At 64.6% G+C, this 21,094-nt stretch carries 22 protein-coding genes and 1 pseudogene; 12 read left to right on the top strand and 11 right to left on the bottom strand.

Going from position 1 to position 21,094, the window contains the following annotated elements; genetic code table 11:
* From O7A61_RS22005 to msrA, 3 genes and pseudogenes are all read left to right on the top strand, one after another.
* Window positions 1-180 (top strand): annotated as a pseudogene (locus O7A61_RS22005) (DUF1223 domain-containing protein); the annotation flags it as partial.
* 126 nt (window positions 181-306) lie between these two features.
* Window positions 307-603 carry a hypothetical protein gene (locus O7A61_RS22000; protein ID WP_337131590.1) on the top strand — a complete coding sequence of 99 codons (297 nt, stop codon included), beginning with the start codon at window positions 307-309 and terminating at the stop codon, window positions 601-603.
* A gap of 247 nt (window positions 604-850) precedes the next feature.
* Complete coding sequence (gene msrA, locus O7A61_RS21995) at window positions 851-1,576, top strand: peptide-methionine (S)-S-oxide reductase MsrA (RefSeq protein WP_337131589.1); 726 nt, start codon at window positions 851-853, stop codon at window positions 1,574-1,576.
* A 236-nt stretch (window positions 1,577-1,812) separates the two neighbouring features.
* Here the strand turns inward: msrA and O7A61_RS21990 are convergent, their stop codons facing one another.
* Window positions 1,813-2,817 (bottom strand): cytochrome d ubiquinol oxidase subunit II, encoded by a 1,005-nt coding sequence (locus O7A61_RS21990; protein WP_337131587.1) that lies wholly within the window; start codon window positions 2,815-2,817, stop codon window positions 1,813-1,815.
* A gap of 3 nt (window positions 2,818-2,820) precedes the next feature.
* Window positions 2,821-4,182: a cytochrome ubiquinol oxidase subunit I gene (locus tag O7A61_RS21985; RefSeq protein ID WP_337131586.1), complete on the bottom strand. Its 1,362-nt coding sequence runs from the start codon at window positions 4,180-4,182 to the stop codon at window positions 2,821-2,823.
* A 323-nt stretch (window positions 4,183-4,505) separates the two neighbouring features.
* Here O7A61_RS21985 and O7A61_RS21980 point away from each other — a divergent pair, with 323 nt between their 5' ends.
* Entirely contained in the window at window positions 4,506-5,432 is a 927-nt protein-coding gene (locus O7A61_RS21980) for an ABC transporter ATP-binding protein (protein ID WP_337131585.1), read from the top strand.
* A 14-nt stretch (window positions 5,433-5,446) separates the two neighbouring features.
* Entirely contained in the window at window positions 5,447-6,208 is a 762-nt protein-coding gene (locus O7A61_RS21975; protein WP_027146438.1) for an ABC transporter permease, read from the top strand.
* 54 nt (window positions 6,209-6,262) lie between these two features.
* Here O7A61_RS21975 and O7A61_RS21970 read toward each other — a convergent pair whose 3' ends face one another.
* Window positions 6,263-7,300 (bottom strand): phosphatidylglycerol lysyltransferase domain-containing protein, encoded by a 1,038-nt coding sequence (locus O7A61_RS21970; RefSeq protein WP_337131584.1) that lies wholly within the window; start codon window positions 7,298-7,300, stop codon window positions 6,263-6,265.
* A gap of 440 nt (window positions 7,301-7,740) precedes the next feature.
* Between O7A61_RS21970 and O7A61_RS21965 the strand changes: the two genes are divergently transcribed.
* Window positions 7,741-8,925, top strand: a complete 1,185-nt coding sequence (locus O7A61_RS21965; RefSeq protein ID WP_337131583.1) for a flavin-containing monooxygenase — start codon at window positions 7,741-7,743, stop codon at window positions 8,923-8,925.
* On the opposite strand, the gene O7A61_RS21960 is transcribed toward O7A61_RS21965, so the two are convergent.
* Both O7A61_RS21960 and O7A61_RS21955 read right to left on the bottom strand, forming a co-directional pair.
* Window positions 8,917-9,141, bottom strand: coding sequence for a hypothetical protein (locus O7A61_RS21960; protein WP_140507098.1), 225 nt, complete (start codon window positions 9,139-9,141; stop codon window positions 8,917-8,919). The two genes, O7A61_RS21965 and O7A61_RS21960, sit on opposite strands and share 9 nt — an antisense overlap.
* 133 nt (window positions 9,142-9,274) lie before the next feature.
* Window positions 9,275-11,278: a PhoX family protein gene (locus tag O7A61_RS21955; RefSeq protein WP_337131581.1), complete on the bottom strand. Its 2,004-nt coding sequence runs from the start codon at window positions 11,276-11,278 to the stop codon at window positions 9,275-9,277.
* Window positions 11,279-11,565: 287 nt separating this feature from the next.
* Here O7A61_RS21955 and O7A61_RS21950 point away from each other — a divergent pair, with 287 nt between their 5' ends.
* Window positions 11,566-12,057 carry a hypothetical protein gene (locus O7A61_RS21950; protein WP_337131592.1) on the top strand — a complete coding sequence of 164 codons (492 nt, stop codon included), beginning with the start codon at window positions 11,566-11,568 and terminating at the stop codon, window positions 12,055-12,057.
* 222 nt (window positions 12,058-12,279) lie between these two features.
* Here O7A61_RS21950 and O7A61_RS21945 read toward each other — a convergent pair whose 3' ends face one another.
* Both O7A61_RS21945 and O7A61_RS21940 read right to left on the bottom strand, forming a co-directional pair.
* Entirely contained in the window at window positions 12,280-12,942 is a 663-nt protein-coding gene (locus O7A61_RS21945; protein WP_337108603.1) for a response regulator transcription factor, read from the bottom strand.
* Entirely contained in the window at window positions 12,939-14,330 is a 1,392-nt protein-coding gene (locus tag O7A61_RS21940) for a sensor histidine kinase (RefSeq protein WP_337108542.1), read from the bottom strand. The genes O7A61_RS21945 and O7A61_RS21940 overlap by 4 nt, the downstream gene beginning before the upstream one ends.
* A gap of 168 nt (window positions 14,331-14,498) precedes the next feature.
* Here O7A61_RS21940 and O7A61_RS21935 point away from each other — a divergent pair, with 168 nt between their 5' ends.
* The 4 genes from O7A61_RS21935 (at window position 14,499) to O7A61_RS21920 (ending at window position 17,914) form a co-directional block, all read left to right on the top strand.
* A complete protein-coding gene (locus O7A61_RS21935) occupies window positions 14,499-14,840 on the top strand; it encodes a hypothetical protein (RefSeq protein WP_337131580.1) in 342 nt (113 codons plus the stop codon).
* Between the two features lie 8 nt (window positions 14,841-14,848).
* Complete coding sequence (locus tag O7A61_RS21930; RefSeq protein WP_337131591.1) at window positions 14,849-15,550, top strand: phosphatase PAP2 family protein; 702 nt, start codon at window positions 14,849-14,851, stop codon at window positions 15,548-15,550.
* 285 nt (window positions 15,551-15,835) lie between these two features.
* Window positions 15,836-16,099 (top strand): helix-turn-helix domain-containing protein, encoded by a 264-nt coding sequence (locus O7A61_RS21925; RefSeq protein ID WP_140715716.1) that lies wholly within the window; start codon window positions 15,836-15,838, stop codon window positions 16,097-16,099.
* 78 nt (window positions 16,100-16,177) lie between these two features.
* On the top strand, window positions 16,178-17,914 hold the full coding sequence (locus O7A61_RS21920) for a SulP family inorganic anion transporter (RefSeq protein WP_337131579.1): 1,737 nt from the start codon (window positions 16,178-16,180) through the stop codon (window positions 17,912-17,914).
* On the opposite strand, the gene O7A61_RS21915 is transcribed toward O7A61_RS21920, so the two are convergent.
* The 3 genes from O7A61_RS21915 to O7A61_RS21905 form a co-directional block, all read right to left on the bottom strand.
* Complete coding sequence (locus tag O7A61_RS21915) at window positions 17,904-18,512, bottom strand: DNA-3-methyladenine glycosylase (protein ID WP_337131578.1); 609 nt, start codon at window positions 18,510-18,512, stop codon at window positions 17,904-17,906. The genes O7A61_RS21920 and O7A61_RS21915 overlap by 11 nt on opposite strands.
* Complete coding sequence (locus O7A61_RS21910; RefSeq protein WP_442921097.1) at window positions 18,509-18,703, bottom strand: hypothetical protein; 195 nt, start codon at window positions 18,701-18,703, stop codon at window positions 18,509-18,511. The genes O7A61_RS21915 and O7A61_RS21910 overlap by 4 nt, the downstream gene beginning before the upstream one ends.
* A gap of 136 nt (window positions 18,704-18,839) precedes the next feature.
* A complete protein-coding gene (locus tag O7A61_RS21905) occupies window positions 18,840-19,694 on the bottom strand; it encodes an SMP-30/gluconolactonase/LRE family protein (RefSeq protein ID WP_337131577.1) in 855 nt (284 codons plus the stop codon).
* A gap of 113 nt (window positions 19,695-19,807) precedes the next feature.
* Here O7A61_RS21905 and O7A61_RS21900 point away from each other — a divergent pair, with 113 nt between their 5' ends.
* Window positions 19,808-20,611, top strand: coding sequence for a helix-turn-helix domain-containing protein (locus O7A61_RS21900; RefSeq protein ID WP_337131576.1), 804 nt, complete (start codon window positions 19,808-19,810; stop codon window positions 20,609-20,611).
* A 30-nt stretch (window positions 20,612-20,641) separates the two neighbouring features.
* Here the strand turns inward: O7A61_RS21900 and O7A61_RS21895 are convergent.
* On the bottom strand, window positions 20,642-21,094 hold a 453-nt coding region (locus O7A61_RS21895), incomplete at its 5' end, for a CHAD domain-containing protein (RefSeq protein ID WP_337131575.1).

The following is a 21,094-nucleotide window of genomic DNA, read 5'->3' as shown; positions in this document are numbered from 1 at the left end:
GGCGAAAACACCGGCCGCACCTTGCCGCACGCCAATGTCGTGCATGCGCTGACAAAACTCGGCAGCTGGACCGGCGAGGCCAAGACGCTCGATTTGCCGGCAGCCTCGGGCGGCCTCAGCACCGCCGTGCTGGTGCAGTCGCCCGGCGGCGGGCCGATCCTGGCCGCCGCCGCCAACTAAATCGCCAAGTAGAGATTTGCCGAGCAGAGATTTGCCAAGCAGAGATTTGCGCCGCCGCACGGGCGGCGGCGCAAGAGCCCGGCCACCCGGTAAGGGCGTGCCATCAACCCCGCAAGGAAGCCTATCATGACCAATTTCTCCCGCCTGACGCTGCCGGCGCTCACGCTCGCTCTCTGCTCGACGGCCCTGTTTGCCGGCGGCATCGCGCGCGCCGATGACGCCACCAACGCGATGAAGCCCGCCGCCAACGCCATGGCGCCTGCCGCGGACGCCATGAAACCGGCAACCGATGCGATGAAGCCGGCCGACCCGATGGCCACCAACTCCATGAAGCCCGCCGCCGATGCCATGAAGCCCGCGACGGACGCGATGAAACCGGCGACCGATGCCATGAAGCCGGCAACGGATGCCACGGCCAATTGATAGCCAATTGAGATTGGCGCGTGGCCTTCTGTCCCTGGCGGGCTCCCTGTCCAGCCGGGGACAGTTGCCGGAGCAAACCGGCAAAGGCTTGAAGCGGTTATGCGTCGGGAATGACGTCAAGGCAAAAAGTCCGGGCCGCACGCGAATGTGAGCCTCGGCCGCAACTCGCGCATCGCGCCACGGCAGCTGATCCAATAGACTGATCCCCAATGGACCGATCCCAGGGGAAGCCATGAGGAGTGCAACCATGACCAATATCAACAATCGTTCGACCGGCTTTGTCCGCGGCGGGCTCGCCGCACTCGCCCTTGCCGTCGCGGGCGCCGCCTTCTGGCTGACGCCCGCCGTCTCCGCCGAGGATGCGGTGAAAATCCCGCCGCCGGCAATCGACGAAAAGGCGGCCCCCGGCAGCGAGAAGGCCATCTTCGCCGGCGGCTGCTTCTGGGGCGTGCAGGGCGTGTTCCAGCACGTCAAGGGCGTCAGCAAGGCGGTCTCGGGCTATACTGGCGGCGCCAAGGACGACGCCGTCTACGAGACGGTCGGCACCGGCCGCACCGGCCACGCCGAATCCGTCGAGATCACCTATGATCCGTCCAAGGTGACCTATGGCCAGCTGCTGCAGGTCTATTTCTCGGTCGCCCACAATCCGACCCAGCTCAACTACCAGGGTCCGGACTCGGGCACGCAGTACCGCTCGACGATCTTTGCCGAAAACGACGCCCAGAAGAAGATCGCGCAGAGCTATATCGCCCAGCTCGACAAGGCCAAGGTGTTTCCCGAACCCATCGTCACCACGCTGGAGACCGGCAAGACCTTCTACCCGGCCGAAAACTACCACCAGGATTTCCTGACGCTGAACCCGACCTATCCCTACATCGTCTACAACGACCTGCCCAAGGTGGCGAATTTGAAGACGCTTTTCCCGTCGCTCTACAGCGAAAAGCCGGTGCTGGTGCTGTCGGCGAGCAATTGAGGTTCTCGGCGGGGCGCGAGAGTGCGATAGGCCGGCGGGGCAGCGCCCCCCCTCTGTCCTGCCGGACATCTCCCCCACGAGGGGGGAGATCGGCGGTCTCGGCTCCGGCACCTTTTTCTTCAACGTTGAAATTTGGCGAACCCCGTCGCGACATCCGATCTCCCCCCTTGAGGGGGAGATGGCCGACAGGCCAGAGGGGGGCGCCTCGCCGTGACCTTCAACGTCTCGCACCACCCTCAATCGTAAGTCAAATCCGTCGCCTTGCCGCCGAACACGCGGTAGGCGTAGAACGAATAGAAGATGATCACCGGCAGCACCACCACGGTGCCGGCCAGGATGATGGCGAGGCTTTCGGTCGCCGACGCCGCCTGCCAGATGGTCAGGCGATCTGGCACCACATAGGGATAGAACGACCAGGCAAGGCCGGCAAAGCCGAGCGCGAAGATGGCGGCCAGCGTCAGGAACGGCGTCAGCGCATGGCGGTCGTTGGGCCGGGGCAGGTGGAAGGTCTGCCGCCACAGCCAGAGAAACAGCAGCGCCGACAGGATCGGCAGCGGCGACAGATAGAGCATCTGCGGCCATCCGAACCATTTGGCGAAGATGCGCGGGCTGGCGAAGGGTGTCGCCAGCGACACGGCGGCCATACCGAGCGCGGTCAGCACCAGCGCCGTGCGCAGCCAGAGCACCGCCTTCTTCTGCAACTCGCCCTCGGTCTTGTAGATCACCCAGGCAGCGCCCATCGCGGCATAAGCTGCAGCAAGACAGAACGCCACCAGCACGCCGAACGCCATGCCGCCCGGCCCGACATCGAGGCCGAGCACGTAGACGCCCAGCATGTAGCCCTGCGCCAGCGAGGCGGTGAGCGAGCCCAGGAAGAAGATACGGTTCCAGCGGTGCTTGCGGCCGGCCGGCACCTTGGCGCGGAAATCGAAGGCGACGCCGCGCAGGATCAGTCCGACCAGCAGCACGAAGACCGGAATGTAGAGCGCGGTGAGGATGACGCCATGCGCCAGCGGAAAGGCGACCAGCAGCAGGCCGACGGCCAGCACCAGCCAGGTCTCGTTGGCGTCCCAGAACGGGCCGATCGCGGCGATCATCGTGTCCTGCTCGGTGTCCTCGGCGGCGGCGAACAGCATGCCGATGCCGAGGTCGAAGCCGTCGAGAATGACGTAGATCAGAATGGCGAGGCCCATCAGGCCGGCGAAGATGAGGGGAAGCAGGGTTGGCCAGTCGTAGGTCATCTTTCACTCCCCCGCCGCCGGTTGCGACATGGCCGTCTTCATCACGCCCGGCAGCGGTGAGGTGTCGCCATCCTTGGCCGCCTTCAGCGCCAGGTGCACCAGCACGCCGAGATAGGCGATCAGCAAAAGCACGTAGAGGAGAAGGTAGACGGCGAGCGTCAGCGCGACATGGCTGCCGGCCACCGGACCGACGGCGTCGGCGGTCTTCAGCACGCCGGTCACCAGCCAGGGCTGGCGGCCGATCTCGGTCGTGTACCAGCCGGCCAGTGTCGCCAGCCAGCCCGACAGCGCCATCGGCACCATCAGCAGCGCGAGCGGCTTCGGCAGCGAATGCCGGCGCTTGAGGAAGAAGGCGGCCGACCACGAGACGGCGAGCATCAAAACCCCGGTGCCAACCATGATGCGGAAACTCCAGAAGAGCGGAAAGACCGGCGGGTGGTTGCCCGGAAAATCGTTCAGCCCCGGCACGACACCGTCGATGCTGTGCCGCAGGATAAGGCTGGCGCCGTCGGGAATCGCGACCTCGAACTTGTTTTTCCTGGTCGCCTCGTCGGGCAGCGCGAACAGCACCAGCGGCACGTTGGGGCCGGTGTTCCAGTTGGCCTCCATGGCGGCGATCTTCTGCGGCTGGTGCTCCAGCGTGTTCAGCCCGTGCTGGTCGCCGGCCAGGATCTGGATCGGGATCAGGATCGCGGCGGTGAAGACGCCGGTGCGCAGCGCCTTCCACATCGATTCCGAACGGTCGCCCTTGAGGTAGCGCAGCGCCGACAGGCCTGCGATCAGGAACGACACCGTCAGCCCCGAGGCGAGCAGCATGTGCACCAGCCGGTAGGGCATGGACGGGTTGAAGACGATGGCCCACCAGTCGACGGCGTGCGCGACGCCGTCGCGCATTTCGAAACCGGCCGGGGTCTGCATCCAGGAATTGAGCGCGATGATCCAGAAGGCCGACAGCGTGGTGCCGCCGGCGACCAGCACCGTGGCCAGCGTGTGGACGCGGTTGGAAACGCGGCGGAAGCCGAACAGCATGATGCCGAGGAAGGCCGCTTCAAGGAAGAAGGCGGTGAGGATCTCGTAGGCGAGCAGCGGTCCCGCGATGTTGCCGACATGCTGCATGTAGCCCGGCCAGTTGGTGCCGAACTGGAAGCTCATGGTGACGCCCGAAACCACGCCCATGGCAAAGGACAGCGCGAACACCTTCACCCAGGTGAAATAGGCGCGCATCCAGGCGGAATCATTGGTCGCGTTGTAGCGCAGCTTGAAGAACAGCAGCACCCAGCCAAGGGCAATGGTGATCGTCGGAAACAGGATATGGAACGAGATATTCGCGCCGAACTGCATGCGCGAGAGAATAAGCGGGTCCATGGCGGGCTCCGGCTGCTTATTATTTATTTCGACGCCATTCCCCAGGGAAAGCGTTATGCGCTTTTCCCGGGAAAAGCGCTTCACACTCTTCCTGGAATTGCTCCAATACTGGCGAAGGATAGGCCCGAAGCCGGGTCAGGTCAAAGCGGCGTCCCGCCGCGAGGCTGAACGCCACAGGACAATTTTACCGAATAGAAGCCACCCATTTCCAACCGGCCCCCGGCTTCAATGTCGAGAACTGGCAGCAGGGCATTGACTTGCAGTTGCACTGGGCGACAACAGGCCTATATCAAGACACCTCTTTCAAGCAGCCGTTTTCAGCCATGCCCTCCATTCTTTCCATTTCCGGGGTCTCCAAGACCTACGCCACCGGCTTCACCGCGCTCAAGGAAGTCAGCCTCGACATAGCGCGTGGCGAGATCTTCGCGCTGCTCGGTCCCAACGGCGCCGGCAAGACGACGCTGATCTCGATCGTCTGCGGCATCGTCAACCGCTCGTCGGGCACCGTCACCGTCGACGGCCACGACATCAGCAAGGACTACCGCGCCGCGCGCAGCCTGATCGGGCTGGTGCCGCAGGAACTCACCATCGACGCCTTCGAGAGCGTCTGGGCAACCGTCAATTACAGCCGCGGCCTGTTCGGCAGGCCGGCCAATCCTGCCTTTGTCGAGAAGGTGCTGCGCGATCTGTCGCTGTGGGACAAGAAGGACGCCAAGGCGATTACGCTCTCGGGCGGCATGAAGCGGCGGCTGATGATCGCCAAGGCGCTGTCGCACGAGCCGCGCGTCCTGTTCCTCGACGAGCCGACCGCCGGCGTCGACGTCGAACTGCGCCAGGACATGTGGGCGATGGTGCGCCGGCTGCGCGAGGATGGCGTCACCATTATCCTCACCACGCATTATATCGAGGAAGCCGAGGCCATGGCCGACCGCGTCGGCGTCATCAACCGCGGCGAGATCATCCTGGTCGAGGACAAGGCCGAACTGATGCTCAAGCTCGGCCGCAAGGAGATGAGGCTGGAGCTGCGCGCGCCACTCGGCAGCGTGCCCGAGGGCCTCTCGAACTACGCGCTCGAACTGTCGCCGGACGGCAACCAGCTCACCTATACCTATGACAACCAGAGCGACCGGCCGGGCGTCGCCTCGCTGATCCGCGATCTCGAGGCGGCCGGCATCCAGTTCCGCGATCTCGACACCAAGAACAGCTCGCTCGAAGAGATCTTCGTCAATCTCCTGAGGCAAGAGCCATGAACCCGCGTGCGGCCATGAATCTACGTGCGGTATGGGCGATCTATCGGGTCGAGATGGCGCGTGCGTTCCGCACCGTGCTGCAGAGCATCATCTCGCCGGTCATCTCGACATCGCTCTATTTCGTCGTCTTCGGCTCGGCCATCGGCTCGCGCATCACCGAGATCGACGGCATCAGCTACGGCGCCTTCATCGTGCCGGGACTGATCATGCTGTCGCTCTTGACGCAGTCGATCTCCAACGCCTCTTTCGCCATCTATTTCCCGAAATTCGTCGGCTCGATCTACGAGCTTCTGTCGGCGCCGGTCTCCTATCTGGAGATCGTCATCGCCTATGTCGGCGGCGCGGCCACCAAGTCGATCATCCTCGGCCTGATCATCCTGGCCACGGCCTCGCTGTTCGTGCCGCTGCACATCGAACATCCGTTCTGGATGCTCGCCTTCCTGATCCTGACGGCGGTGACCTTCAGCCTGTTCGGCTTCATCATTGGCATCTGGGCGAAAAGCTTCGAGCAACTGCAGCTGGTGCCGCTCCTGATCGTCACCCCGCTGACCTTCCTTGGCGGCAGCTTCTATTCGATCCACATGCTGCCCGGCATCTGGAAGACGATCACGCTGTTCAACCCGGTGGTCTACCTGATCAGCGGTTTCCGCTGGAGTTTCTACGGCAAGGCCGACGTCTCGGTCGGCATCAGCCTCGGCATGACGCTGGTGTTCCTGGCCGTCTGCATCGCGATCGTCGCCTGGATCTTCCGGACCGGCTACCGGCTGCGGAACTGATCGGCTGGGACTTGGTTCCTCTCCCCGCTCCGCAGGGCGAGGAAAGGGCAGATCTCAAATCGCCTTGACCAGCCGCAGCAACCCCAGCATCTCGATGTAGGTCCCCTCGCGAAAGGCGATGTAGACCGGCTCCTCGACGCCGTGGAAGCGGCGCTTGAATGCCGCCTGGCCCTGCAGGTTGAACCTGCGGCGGTTGACCCAGGGCGAATCGTAGGCGCGCTGGAAGGTGTTGCGCCAGAAGTCGCTTTCGGCAAATCCGCTGGGACCCACATCGACGAGCGGCGACAGGCCGAGCGTCACCACCGAGATACCCTCCTCGCGAAACCGGTCGACGGCGAATTTGGTGAGGCCGATCTCGGCATGCGGCGAGGCATCGATATGCTTGCGCTTGAAGGCGGTGGTGTAGCCGATCACCTTGCCGCCGGCGAACATCGGATCGAAATCGAGCAGGGCGACCAGGTCGCCATCGGGACCGTGCAGCACGAAACGGCGCATGTCGCTGCCGAGCTGATCGTAAAACGGACGGTTGAGGAAACCCATCTCCCAGCGCTTGACGATGCGGTCGCCGCGCCAATTTTGCGAGAGCCGGGAGATCTCGTCGAGGTTGATCGTGCGTTTGTCCTCCTCGAACGAAAAGCCTTTCTTCAGCAGCCAGCGCTCGGAATAACGCACCGTCTCGTTGCGCTTGCCGGAAAAATCATGGTCGGGCAGCGGCAGGCGGGTATCGATGCCCAGCCGGTTTATCTTGTAGCCGAGGCCGGCAAGGACCTGGGCGGTCTGTTCGCCGATCTGCACGAACCATGGGCCGCCGGCACTCTCGACGAAGCGTCTGATATAATCGGGCCGCTGCGCCGGCGCCGCCACTGGATCCCCGAGCGCGAAATGGTGCTTCATCTTGGTGGCGAAGGCGATGTAGCCGTCGGCGTCGCCAAAATAGGAAAGCTTGCGCTGCACGGCGGTGGAATAGGCGAGCGAGAAGTCGCCATGGCGGCGCACCAGCGCCAGCCGCTCGACATGCGCCAGCGCCTGGCGCTCGACCTTGGGCGAGGCCCCCTCGAGGATGTTGTCGAAATAGATCCGCAAGGAGGGCATGATCGAGATTCCGCGTGCCGTTTGTGGCGCGACGTGTCGGTCGACACGCAAGACGCGCCACGGCGTCTTGATTTCTCGCGGGTAGCCGAAATCGATTGCCGGTTTCGAATGCCCACGTCTGTGACGAGATCCCCAGCCCCCGGACCTCGAATCAATCACTTTGCCGCGACCTGATTATCGCCGATGCCGCCGATATGCCATATAGGGCTGGATGTATTCGGACAGAAGCGGGTAATCCGCTCCATGTCGTTGTTTTGGCCGCGGTGGCGCGACCGGCTGTTTCCACCGGGCGGTGGAATGCTCCGGAGCGAGACCTCGGCGGCGCGGGGCCATCGAAGATCGGCATCGATTTGCCGTTCGGGTCCTGCGCGCGATCAAACGGTTACAACGGCCTGCGAGCCTTTCGGGTTGCCGCAAGGGCGAATGGGATTCGAGAGTGAATGGCTGATACGACACCCGGGACGATGATGGAGCAGATGGTGGCGGTCGAGCCGGCGATCGTCATCGGCGCTGGCGCCGCCGGGCTGGCTGTCGCGCGGGCCTTGACGAAGGCCGGCGTGGCGACGGCGGTCCTCGAGAAGGAAAGCCGGCTCGCCGAGCCGTGGCGCCGGCGCCACGAGCAACTGCACCTCAACACCCATCGCGATCTCTCGGCGCTGCCCGGCCTTGCCTATCCCAAGGGGACCCCCGCCTTTCCGCACCGGGATGTCGTCATCCGCCATATGAACGATTTCCATGAGGCGAACCGTTTGCCGGTGGAGTTTGGCGTTTCCGCCGAGGCCATCATGTTCGGGGGCGACCACTGGATCGTGCGCACCAGCGCCGGCTCGCGCCTGGCGCGTCACGTCGTTGTCGCCACCGGCCGCGACAGGGAGCCCTACACGCCGCAATGGAAGGGCATGCAGGCGTTCGCGGGCCGGATCATCCATTCGGCCGATTTCGGCGACGCCCGGGCCTATGCGGGCAAGAAGGTGCTGGTTGTCGGCGCCGGCAATTCGGGCTTCGATGCCCTCAATCACCTGACGGGCGTCGACACCGCCGCTGTCTGGCTGTCGGCTCGCAACGGTCCCGCCCTTTTGCCCAAGCGCGTCGGCAAGATCGCCGTACACCGGCTCTCGCCGCTCATGGCGCGCTTGCCGCTGCGCGTCGCCGATGCAGTTATGGCGGTGACGCAGCGCCTGGTTTTCGGCGATCTCACCAAATTCGGCATGCCGCCGGCACCCGCCGGCGGCGCCAGCCGCCTGACTTCGGACTATACCGCGATCGCCGCGGACGACGGCGCCGTCGATGCCATCAAATCCGGCAGGATCGTGGTCGTGCCGGCGATACGGGAGTTCACCCGCGATGGCGTCATCCTGGCCAATGGCAGCATGGTTGCTCCCGACATCGTCATAGCCGCGACGGGATACCGTACCGGGCTGGAGCGCATGGTCGGCGATCTCGGCGTGCTCGACGAGAAGGGCGTTCCGCTCTTCAACGGCGGCCAGGCCGACCCGAAACTGCCCGGCCTGTGGTTCACCGGCATGCGGCCGAGCATCCGCGGCTGCTTCGCCAATGCGGCCATATTGGCCAGGGCGATCGCTGGGCGGATCGCCGGTCCCGGTCAGCCGGGCACTTCACGCTGATTTCGGCTCCAGCCGCCGGAAACCGACAGCCTCGGTCAGCATCTCCTCGTCGACCATGCCGGCATTGTAGAGGGCGAGCAAGGTGAGAGCCAATTCACGCGCCTTGGCGGATTCGGGATGCGCTTCGCGTCGGCGGCAGGCCTCATCGAAGACACGTTGCAAGGTGGCCACTTCGTCAGGTTTGAGCAGGCCACGGTCGTAGATCGACTTGGGCATGGCGATGATCTCCTGGTCGCGATCTAGGGCGCCACGTGTAAATTGCCAATCTTTCCCGAGGCTTGAATGCAGGCAGCGCACAAAAAGAGGGGCTTCGGATTCCCGGAGCCTCTCTCGTTTGCCTCGCCCGACGTCAGACGGCGATCTTGCCGCCGCCCTGTTTGGTGATCGCCACGACCGCCGGCCGCACCGGCATGTCCGGCTTGAAATCGGGCCAGCGGGTCGACGGGTCCTCGTAGTAGGAGGGCCGGCCGAACGCATCCCAGTCCTCGCCGCCGTCACCCGGATGCTGGACGGCGACGAAGGCGGTCTGGTCGTCCGGCGCGAACAGCGGGCCGCACATTTCGGCGCCGATCGGCACCCGGAAGAACAGTTTCGAGGTCGCCCGCGCCGATCCTTCCGTGTCCACCGCCCACAGGCCGTCGGTGCGTCCGGTGGCCTTCGGGCCCTGGCCGTCGGTGGCGACCCACAGGCGCCCGGCCGAATCGACCGTGCAATTGTCGGGCATGCCGAACCAGCCATGGGCCGTCGTCGCGGTGGAGAAGGTGGCGCCGACATCGGCTACCTCGGGGTCGCCGCATTTCAGCAGCACTTCCCACTTGCCCTTCGTGGCGGCGAAATCGCCGCCGTCCTCGACGATCTCGATGATGTGGCCGAAGGCATTCCCGGCGCGCGGGTTGGCGGCATCCACCTGATCGGCCTTGCGCTTGGAATTGTTGGTCAGCATGACATAGACCTTGCCGTTGCCGGCATTGGGCTGGATGTCTTCCGGCCGGTCCATCTTGGTGGCGCCAAGCAGGTCGGCGGCGCGGCGCGTCTCGACCAGCACGTCGGCCTGGCCGGCAAAACCGTTTTCCGCCGTCAGCGGACCCTGCCCGAACACGATCGGCATCCATTCGACCGAGCCGTCCTCGGCGAATTTGGCGACATGCAGCGTGCCGTCGTCGAGCAGGTCCTTGTTGGCCGCGCGGTCGCCGGCGTTGAACATGCCCCTGGTGACGAACTTGTAGACATAGTCGAAGCGCTCGTCGTCGCCGAGATAGAAGACGACGCGACCGTCCTTGGCGACGATCGATTCAGCGCCCTCATGCTTGAAACGGCCCATGGCAGTACGCTTGCGCGGTACCGAATTCGGGTCGTTGACATCGACCTCGACGATCCAGCCGAAGCGGTTGGGCTCGTTCGGCTCCTTGGCGAGGTTGAAGCGGTCATAATGCGCGCCCCATTCATAGGCGCCTTCCGGTATGCCGAGGCGCTTGTAGTTGGCGGCTTCCTTGTGGCCCTCCGGCAGCTCGCCGGAGAAATAGCCGTGGATGTTCTCCTCGGCCATCACATACGTGCCCCAGGGCGTGACGCCGCCGGCGCAGTTGTTGATCGTGCCGAAGACTTTCGTTCCGGACGGATCGGCATTGGTCTTGACGCGGTCATGGCCGGCGACCGGGCCGGACAGCGCCATCTCGGTGTTGGAGGTGATGCGGCGGTTGAGCTTGCCGTCACGCACCACCTGCCATTTGCCGCCGTCCTTGCGGATCTCGACGATGGTGCCGCCATGGGCGGCCATCTCGACATCGACCTGCTCCTTCGAGAGCGGCGCCACCTCGGCCGACTTCTTGCCGTCCTTCTCGACGATCTTGACGATGCCCGGGAACATCAGATGCGGGTTGGTGTATTCGTGGTTCACGACCAGCAGGCCGTGTTCCGCCGAGCCGTCGATCGCGACATAGCCGACATAGTCGTTGTTATAGCCGAACTGCCTGGCCTGGGCTTGCGCCGACTGCCTGGTCGGGTCGAATTCCGGCGAATCGGCAAACAGCGGATCGCCCCAGCGCAACAACACGTCGGCGTCGTAACCCGGCGCGACATGGTGCTTGTCGTCGATGCCGGCCTCCAGCTCGTCGAATGTGAAGGCGGAGCCTTCCGCGGCGCGAGCATCGTCGGCGGCGATCATCGCCAGCGGGCTGACGGTGGCGGCGATCGCCGAGACGGCAAGCGAACCCTTGAGGAAGCCACGGCGCGAGAACCGCGCGGCGATAATCTCGCCCATCGTGCGGTTTTCGCTGGGATTGTTGGCTGGGCCTTCGTTTTCCTCGAGCAGGCTGGTGCGGAATCGGGCATCAGTGGAGCGATGTTCGGTCATGGGAGCCTCTGGCTGGATCTGGCTGGATTTGGCTGGATTTTGTTGCCTGTTCGACCGCCTTACAGTCGACCGATCACATTTTCGTGACATCGTATCCGCGCTGCCGCTCCCTCACGATACCGGTTTTCACGCCGGAGCCTAGGACTTTAGTCCAATCTTGCGCCTGCAAAGGTCCTGGGGGACAAACGCAACGGTCGGAGGCCGCTTTCGGTCACCATGTCTTTCGGCGATGTTGGTTGCACTGCAACGTTGGGGTGAGCGCGCCGGCTCAATCGACGGAGATCAGTATGCACGGATCGATTACGGCCCGTTGTTGTCGCCTGGCTCTGACATCGGCGGCGCTTCTGGCGCTGACCGTCGCTCCCTATGGAATTGCCTTCCATGGATTCGTGCCTGGAATCGATGCCGCGACCGCACATGCCAAGGGGGGCGGAGACGGTGGCAATGGTGGCGGCAGCGGCGGTAATGGCGGCAATGGCGGCAATGGCGGCAACGGCGGCGGTAACAGTGGCGGCAGCGGGAATAGCGGGAACAGTAACGGGAATAGCGGCGGCGGGAACAACGGAAATGGCAAGGGCCAGCGCGACAAGAGCAGCCATGTCAACGCCACCACCGGCGACGAGGTCGACGTGGACGGCAACAAGATTACAGTTCAGCACCCCGACGGTATGACGGAAAACATCGAGAACGGCCGTTTCAGGATGAAGGATGCGCTCGGCCGCACCATCATCGACCGCCCGGCCACACCGGCCGATGTCAGCCGTCTCAAGGCGCTGTGAATTTCGGCCCTCTGAATTCAGCCTTGTGAATTTCGGCCTTGTGAAGCTGGTCAACAGGCAACGACCAGGTTTCACACGTCACCTCCGCCGCCCCCCGGCGGAGGTGACCTCCTTTGCGCGGCGTTCCAAATGCCCCGAGGGCTTATTCCAGGAAAAAACGGTTTTCCCGCGAAAAGCGCGCAGCGCTTTCTCCTGGCGGAATTACGCAGACGCTGAACCGCTCTATGAGCGGTCCGTCTCGCGGTCGCGAAACTCGCGCATCATGAGGGCTGCTTCCGTGCGGTTTCGCACGCTGAGTTTCGACAGCACCCCCGTCATGTGGTGCTTCACGGTCTTCTCCTGCAGTTCCAGGCGCAAGGCAACTTCCTTGTTGCTCAGTCCCTCCGCCACCAGCCGCAGGATTTCGGTCTGCCGGCCGGTGAGTTGCCGCAGCCGGTCCGCCACGCCGTTGGCAGGCTGCAGGGACTGCACATCGGAAAGCAGCCGGGCCGACAACATCGGCGAAAGATAGCTTTCGCCAGCCGCCACGTTGCGCAGGATATCGGCAAGCGAGCGCGACCCGACGCCTTTGAGGACATAGCCGCGCACGCCAGCATTCAGGGCCTTGGTGACATCGCCATTTGCCTCAGAAACGGTCAATAGGACGATCTTCTGGGCGGGATGGTCGGCAAGGATGCTTGCAACCGCGGCCAGGCCGCCGCCCGGCATCGAAATATCGAGCAGCAATATGTCGGGCTGCATGGTCGAGACGATGCGTTCCGCGTCCTGCGCGGTCGCACCTTCTCCGGCCATCTCGAAGCCTCCGATCTCCGACAGGCTGCGGGTCACGCCTTCGCGGAACAGCGGATGGTCGTCGACAATGGCGATGCGAATGGCGTCCATTATGCTTGCTCCTCGACTGAAAGACGGATCACCAGCTTCGTGCCTTTCGGCCCGGTCAGGGTTTCGAACTGTCCGCCGATGCTTTCAACGCGCTCCCTGAGGCCGGCCAGCCCTAACCCCTCGGCCCGCGCCGGATCGAAGCCCGGCCCGCCATCCGACACTTCAACGAAAAGCCTGCCGTTTTTCATTCCTGCATGCACCGCCTGATCCTTGCCCCGCCCGTGGCGGTAGGCATTGTTCAGCCCCTCCTGCACGAAGCGATAGATGCTGATCTTCTCAGAAGCGCCGGGTTCGGGCAAATGTCCGGGCAGGGTGAGCCTCACCGACGTGCCCGTCCGGTGCTCATGTTCCTCGACGGCCAGCCGCAACACGTCCGCGGCCGCCGCCGTTTCTATCTGCGGCAGCACCAGGCCGGTGCAGATGCCGCGTATTTCGCGCATCGCGTCCTCCAGCGTCTTGCGGATCATGGCGACCTCGGTCGAGCGGCCTTCGCTGCCATGGCCGTCGCCGGTGAACACCGGACTGTCCATGCGCAGCGCCGCCAAGGCCACGAGCTGGGCCGGGCCGTCATGCAGGTCGGCGCCGATCCGGCGCAGGTATCTTTCGTTGAGTGCGGTGGCGCGGCGGGACGCCCGCTGCACGCGTTGCCGCAAGGCGCTGTTCTGCGTCACCAGCCCTTGCAGCTCCGACACCTGGCGGCGCAGCGCCCCGCGCTGATCGTCGATGGTGCGGCTGGCGCGCAGGACGATGCTCGACAGAAGCAGGAATGCCGTCAAGGTGGTGCCGGCCACCACCAGCCAGCTCGACAGCAGGGCGGAAGCCAGGGTGGCTTTGAAATCGCTGGCGATCTCGTAGAATTCGGTGACGGCGACCACGTCGCCGGACCAGGGTTCGCGCACGGGATTGTAGATCTCGAGCAACGGCACGCCCGCGGCCCGCTCCTTGTCTTCGTTCTCGTCGAACGTATCGAACTGGGCAACGACACTGCCTTGGAAGGCGGAACGCAGATTTTTGTTCAGGTCGAAGCGGCGGCCGATCAAATCCGCGTCCTTCGCGTAGAGCACCGTGCCGTCGCGACGCCAAAGCCTGAACGATGCCAGGCGTTTGCCGAGAGCGCCCTGGCCGAGCGTCTCGTCGAGCGCCTGTTTGACGGATTCGCTGAGCTCCTCGCTCTTGCGCAGGTCGGGCAGTAGCGGCGCAATCACGCTGTCGACATAAAGCGCCGTCGTGGCAGCCGAATTGCGAATGATGCCGTCCCGGATCTGCGTCGTCACCCAGGTCCCTACGACCAGCATGACGACCAGAAGCCCAAAGCCGCCGGCAACGACGAATTGCAGGGCAAGGGAAAGCTCGCTCCAGCGCCGCGCCAAGTTCTGAAGAATACGAATCATGGTCCCCTAACCGCCCTTCTGTCGACATGCCGGGCGATTCCAGCACATTGAGCTTCAGTCTCGCCGTTGCCAAGACCTTCGTTGGAAACGACGTCGCTTGACGTCCCGGCGCGCTTCGGAAACATGGTCCGCGACATCAGGCGAAAGCCGCTTCGAGGGGGACGGACGTTGAGTTTTTCGGGACTGCTGCAGCTTGGCCTTTCGACGGTGATCTTCCTGCTGGCGGCGACCGCCGCCAAGCAATGGGGCCTGGCACCGAGCATGGGCAGGATCCTGCTGACGCTGGCGCTCTATTCGCTGGGCAATCTGATCATGCTGCGGCTGATCCGCGAGTTCGGTATGTCCGTGTCTTTCAGCCTCTCGGCGGTCATCCAGCTGGTCTCGGTCAACGTCGTGGCGCTGGTGTTCTTCGGCGAGCGCGTCAACGCGCTGCAGGGCGTCGGCATCGCGCTGGCGATCGCCGCCGTGGCGCTGATCACGCTTGGACCCTATCTGCAAGGGCGATTGTAACGGTGCCGATGAAGAACGCTGCGAAAGCTCTGCTCAACCGGGTCGAATTCCCGGTGCTGCTGGCCGGCCTGGTCATCGCCGGTGGGCTGTGGGCGTTCGAGGAATTGATGGAGGTGGCACGGGCCACCACGCCGCACGCCTTCGATACCGAAATCCTGCTTGCCTTCCGCCAGCCGGGCCAGCCCGGCGTTCCCATCGGCCCGCCATGGCTGGAAGGGGCGATGCGCGACATCACCAGCCTTGGCAGCACCAGCGTGCTGGTGCTGATCACCACGGCGACGATCATCTATTTGCTGTTGATCCGCCGCCCGGCGACGGCGTTTCTCATCTTCGTTGCGGTGGCGGGCGGCCAGGTGCTGTCGAGCCTGCTGAAAGTCGGCGTCGACCGGCCACGCCCGGAACTGGTTTCGCATCTGGTCAACGAGACCTCGCTTTCCTTCCCGAGCGGCCATGCCATGCTGTCGGCGGTGACCTATCTCACGCTCGGTTCGCTCGCGGCGCGCTTCCTGCCGGGCCGGACGACCAAGGTCTACGTCTTGTTCTTGGCAGTGCTCACGACGGTGCTGGTCGGCGTCAGCCGCGTCTATCTCGGCGTCCACTGGCCGTCGGACGTGCTGGCGGGCTGGTGCGCCGGCTTCGCCTGGGCGATGCTATGCTGGTTGGTGGCGAGGCTTCTGCAACGGCGCCAGGCGGTGAGCGGCGACACCTGACCTCGCCGTCAGATCAATCTGTTGATGAGGTGCCCACCACAGCCCGCCAGCGCCAAAACCAGCGACAGCAAACCTGCCGATATCGTCAAAGTCTTGAAAATTCTCAACCGCGTATACCCCTGCCCCGGATGCACGCCACCCTAGCTTGAAATTCTCGCGGAGTATCGAAGAAAATGGGCTATCAGGCGACAACGATTATGTCTAACGCATTTACAATGATGCTTGAAACATCACAATGATGGTATTACACATTATCTCCGCAGACTCAGACATGGGTTCCGGTCGATGATCACTGCCGCGCAAATGCGTGCCGCAAGGGCCTTGGCCGGCATCGACCAGAAGACGCTCGCCGAGCGCGCCGGCGTCTCGCTTCCGACCATCCAGCGCATGGAAGCGAGCGACGGCGTGGTCAGGGGCGTGGTCGACACGCTGATGAAGGTCATCCAGGCTCTCGATGGTGCCGGGGTGGAACTGATCGGCGAGAACCAGCCCAGCGAGCGCGGCGGCAGGGGCGTGCGCCTCAAGCCCGCCGTGCCGCCGGATCCCTAGGCTGAGCCGGCATAAGTCGCGACGGCGACCGCCGACAGTCCTGCCGACGATCCCGCCGCCTTTGCAGGAAGGCAGCCCATGGATCAAGCGCGTCAGGCAGTGCATCAACCGGCCCATCAGCCGGTGAAGCCGACATTTTCCGAGCTGTTCACGCCGAAGCTGGTGACAGTCTGGCGCGAGGGCTACCACCTGCCGCAATTCAAGGCCGACTTCATGTCCGGCCTGACCGTCGCCATCGTCGCGCTGCCGCTGTCGATGGCAATTGCGATCGCGTCGGGCGTGACGCCGGAACGCGGCCTCTACACCTCCATCGTCGGCGGCTTCATCATCTCGGCCTTGGGCGGCAGCCGCTTCCAGATCGGCGGCCCGGCCGGCGCCTTCATCGTGCTGGTGGCGGCGACGGCTGCGCGGGTCGGCGTCGATGGCCTGCTGCTGGCGACGATGATGGCGGGCGTCTTCCTGCTTGCGATCGGGTACCTCCGCCTCGGCACCTACATCAAATTCATTCCCTATCCGGTCACCGTCGGCTTCACCGCCGGCATTGCCGTCATCATCTTCTCTGGCCAGATCGTCGAACTGTTCGGGCTGACCCTGCCGGGCAGGGAACCCGGACCGTTCGTGCCCAAGTTGATCGCGCTTGGCGAAGCGGCCGGCACGATCAACCCCGCCGCGACCTTGGTGGCGGTGCTCACCATCGCAACCATCGTTTTCCTGAAGCGCTGGCGGCCGAAATGGCCTTCCATGCTGATCGCCATCGGGCTTGCCTCGCTCGTCGTGGCGCTGTTTGCGCTGCCGGCCGAGACGATCGGCACGCGCTATGGCGGCATCCCGCGCAGCCTGCAATGGCCTGGCCTGCCCCCGGTCAGTCTCGGCAGGATGCTCGACGTCCTGCCGGACGCGACCGCCTTCGCGCTGCTTGGCGCGATCGAATCACTGCTGTCGGCCGTCGTTGCCGACGGCATGACTGGCCGGCGGCACCGCTCGAATTGCGAGCTGGTGGCGCAAGGCTTCGCCAACATCGGATCCGCCCTGTTTGGCGGCATCTGCGCCACCGGCACCATCGCCCGCACCGCCACCAACGTGCGGGCCGGCGCGCACGGCCCGGTTTCGGGCATCGTCCATTCGGCTATCCTGCTGGTGCTGATGCTGGTGGCGGCGCCGCTAGCCAGCTACATCCCGCTCTCGGCCCTTGCCGGCGTGCTGGCGGTGGTCTGCTGGAACATGTTCGAGAAACAGGCCTTCGCCACGCTGCTCAGGGCATCGCGCGGCGATGCGCTGGTGCTGCTGGCGACCTTCCTGATCGTCGTCTTCCGCGATTTGACCGAAGGCATCGTCGTCGGCTTCGCGCTCGGCTCGATCCTGTTCATCGACCGCATGGCGAAGTCCGTCGCCGTCGAGGCGGATCTGGCGCAGGACGATGTCGCCGACAGCGGCGCCCGTGCCTATGATTCTAGCGAGGCCGCTGACGCCGACACCGTCGTCTACCGCATCTCGGGCGCCTTCTTCTTCGGCGCCGCCTCCACCGTCGGCAGCGTGCTCGACCGCATCGCCGACCAGCGCCGCAACTTCATCCTCGACTGTTCGGCCGTGCCGCTTTTTGATTCGACGGCCGCCAATGTCATCGAAAGCGCGGCCCGCAAGGCGAGGCGCGCCGGCGTGCGCTTTATCATTTCGGGCGCCTCGCCGCGGATACGGCGCATGCTGATCAACCACGGCGTCAAGCGGCCGCTGGTGACCTATGCCGCTTCGATCCGCGATGCGCGGGCGCAGCTGGCGGGAAAACATGAGGTGGAACAGCCGTCCGTCATCGATTGAGCGATCCCGGGCCGCTGACGAAAGGACTTGCCTTCAGGTAAAATCGCAGCAGGCGCTCGGCATCCTTCGAAATGCCGATCCTGATGCTCTGCCCGATCGCGCCGGTTTCAGTGCCATCCCAAGCGAGCCATAGCGGGCCTTCCCGGCAAAGGTCGAGCCCGTCGAGCGAACGATCGATCCGCAATGCCGCGGCCAGCCTTCCCGGCCCGCGCGCCAGGTCGCGCAGGCGCTCGACGCCGCGGTTCAGCCGCATGATCGCGATGCCTTCCAGCGGCTCCAGCGCCCGGATCAGCACGCCGGTCCCGGTGCCTTGCGTGTCGCTCGAAACGTTCAGCATGAACGAGATGCCATAGGCGAGATAGACATAGGCGTGGCCGCGCTCGAGAAACAGCGAGCGGTTGCGCGGTGTCATTCCCCGAAAGCCATGCCCGGCGGCATCGCCGACGACATAGGCCTCGGTCTCGACGATGCGGCCGCTGACCCTGCCTTCAGGCAAGTCGCGCACCACCAGCTTGCCGATGAGATAACGGGCGAGGGCAGCCGTATCGTCGGGCAGTTCTTCTCGCGCGAGCGGCGGATGATCGTCGCTGTGACTCACGATATCCGCTCGACCCGTTGCACGCGCGAAGGTCCGGGTTCGAACGGATCGCCGAAATACTCGGTCTCGCGGGCCACCTTGCCGTCGAGAAACGCCATGATGCTGACGGTGTAGGACGGCTGCCCGTCATCGGTCAGGCGCTTCACCGTGCGCCGCATCACCGGCACCGGTGACGGTCGGAGGCGGCCCAATGGCGATCCAGGGCCGCTCTGATCTCCCGGTCTTCCATGGCAAACCTCCTTGACCATCGCCGCGTGGACCGTCCTACCACGGTCCATCCACGGCTGTCAGCGAAGGTCGCGCGGATCGGCGTCGGGACGCCGGCTCTCAGTCGAGCTTCAGCGCCGCCACTTCGCCCTCGTTCATCAGCGGCACATAGAGGATCGACTTGCCGTCGGTACCGATGTCGGCGCTGCCGGGCTTGAACCGCGCCACCGCTTCCGGCGTGCCGCCGGTCCTGTATCGGTAAAGCGTGCCGGTCATGTAGGCGGTGGCATAGATGGTGCCGCCAATGGCGATGACGCCATCGAGGTCGGCGAACCTTTGGGCGCCCGCCAGCGGCGTCACCGCCTTGCTGGCGAGGTCGACCGCCAGCAGCCCGCCCGGCTCGGCGGTGCCGAAGTCGGCCTTGATGCCCTTACCCCAGGAGGCCACGATCAGCCTGTCGCCATCGGCGAAGACGCCGTTGGGCGAAGCCAGCAACGCATCCCTCACGAACAGCTCCGGCCTGTCGCCATCGATGCGATAGACCGTGTCGGCCAGCATGTCGGTGACATAGACCTTGCCGGACTGGTCCGATGTCATGTCGTTCAGGAAGACCGCGTTCGGTACGGCGATGCTGGCGACGAGCTTGCCGCTGGCGAGGTCGACGACACGGACCTTGGTGATGTCGGCGACATAGAGCTTGCCGCCCGATATCGCCATACCCTTGGGCGCGTCCATGCCGTCGGTCCAGTGTTGCGTTACGATCTTGCCGTCGAGGGACAGCACGCTGAGATAACCATTGCCGTCGGCATCGCCCGGATTGCCGACGATGTTGGAAACGATGATGCGGTTATTGGCGGCGTCGAACAGCGCCGATTCCGGCTGTTCGAGGCCGCTTGCGCGCCAGAGTTCGCCGGCCTGGGCGGGAGCCGCGATGCCGATGGCGGCGATGAAGGCTGAGGTGATGATGCGTTTCATGTCCGGTCTCCTGTGATGACGACGGAGACCTACGGTTTTCGATACTTTTCGGAAAGAGAGATTGGCGCTAGTATCGAATATCGATACGAAACTGCCGGAATGAGGTGCGTGCCATGAACGGCCCGATCTTCGAGGCGCTGAAACGGACACTGAAGGCGAAGGGGGTCACCTATCGCGAGCTTGGCGAGCGAATGGGCGTTTCCGAGCCGACGGTGAAGCGCATCTTCCACGAGAAGAACTGCAAGCTCGACCGGCTGGTGGAGATCTGCGCCGCCGCCGGCGTCGAGCTGGAAAACGTGCTCGGCTCGATGAACCGGGGGCCGGGGCCGGTCAACCACATCGCGACCGGGATCGAGCGCAGGCTCGCCGGCCGGCCGGCGCTGCTCTTCGTCTTCGTCATGCTGTCGGAAAAGTTCACGCCGCAAGGCATCATGCGCTCGCAGGGACTGAGCGAGGCCTCGATGTTCCTCTATCTGCGCGACCTCGAGGAACTCGGCCTGGTCGCGCTCGGTCGTGGCCTGTCGGCGAAATTGCTGGTCCAAACGCCCATCCAGTGGAATTTCGAGGGGCCGCTCAGGCCGCTGTTCGAGATGACCAACAAGAATTTCATCGGCTGGGCGATCACCCATCTCGAGCGGGAGGCGACCTTCGTCAGCTTCTCCAGGCGGATGCGGCCGGAGACGGCGGAGATGGTGCGGCGCGAGGCCGAGGAGCTTGCCGACCGCGCGAAACTGCTGGCCCATCACGACCAGCACACCACGCCCGAGGACGGACTGGTCGGCTACAAATGGACGTTTGCCTTTGGCGCCACGCCGTTCGAGGCGATCATGCCGATCGGCCCGCATCCGCGCGACGCCGGCGCGCGGGTGAAGGATCAGGCGTCCGAGGCAAAAAGGCGACCGCCGCTACCCGCTTAGAGCAATGGCGATCGGCGAGGTCTTCCGCCGTCAACCGGCCGCAGCGGCCAGATCGTCGGCGGACGAGGCGCCGGCAAGATCGTCGCGGGCCTTGCGGGCAAGCCTCTTCGTCGAGCGCTTCGGGCTGTCGCCGAACAGTTCGGCCGCATCGGCAAGGCACGCCTTCCTCAGGCTCTTTTCCGAGCGCTTGAGCAGCTTGCCGAGAAGTTTCGTGTCCTCGGGCGGCCCAAGCGGCTCGCTGTCCGCCTCGAGCAGCGCCCGCATGACGAACACGTCATGCAGTTCGCCGAGCTGCTCGCCCAGTTCATCGACAGCCTTGCGCCGCGCCTTGATCGGGGTCGGCCACAGCCTGCCCAGCAGCGACAGGTGCATGCCATGCGTCTTGGCCGCCTTGCGCAGGTCATGGAAATCGTCGGCCTTGCCGTGCGTGCCGGCCTTGTCGAGCGCCTTCCTGGCACGGCGCAAGGTGGCGCGCGCGCCTTC

Origin of the sequence: Mesorhizobium sp. Cs1321R2N1 (assembly GCF_037179725.1) — a bacterium.
GTDB classification, from domain to species: domain Bacteria; phylum Pseudomonadota; class Alphaproteobacteria; order Rhizobiales; family Rhizobiaceae; genus Mesorhizobium; species Mesorhizobium salmacidum.
This window is presented reverse-complemented; position numbering and strand designations above follow the sequence as displayed.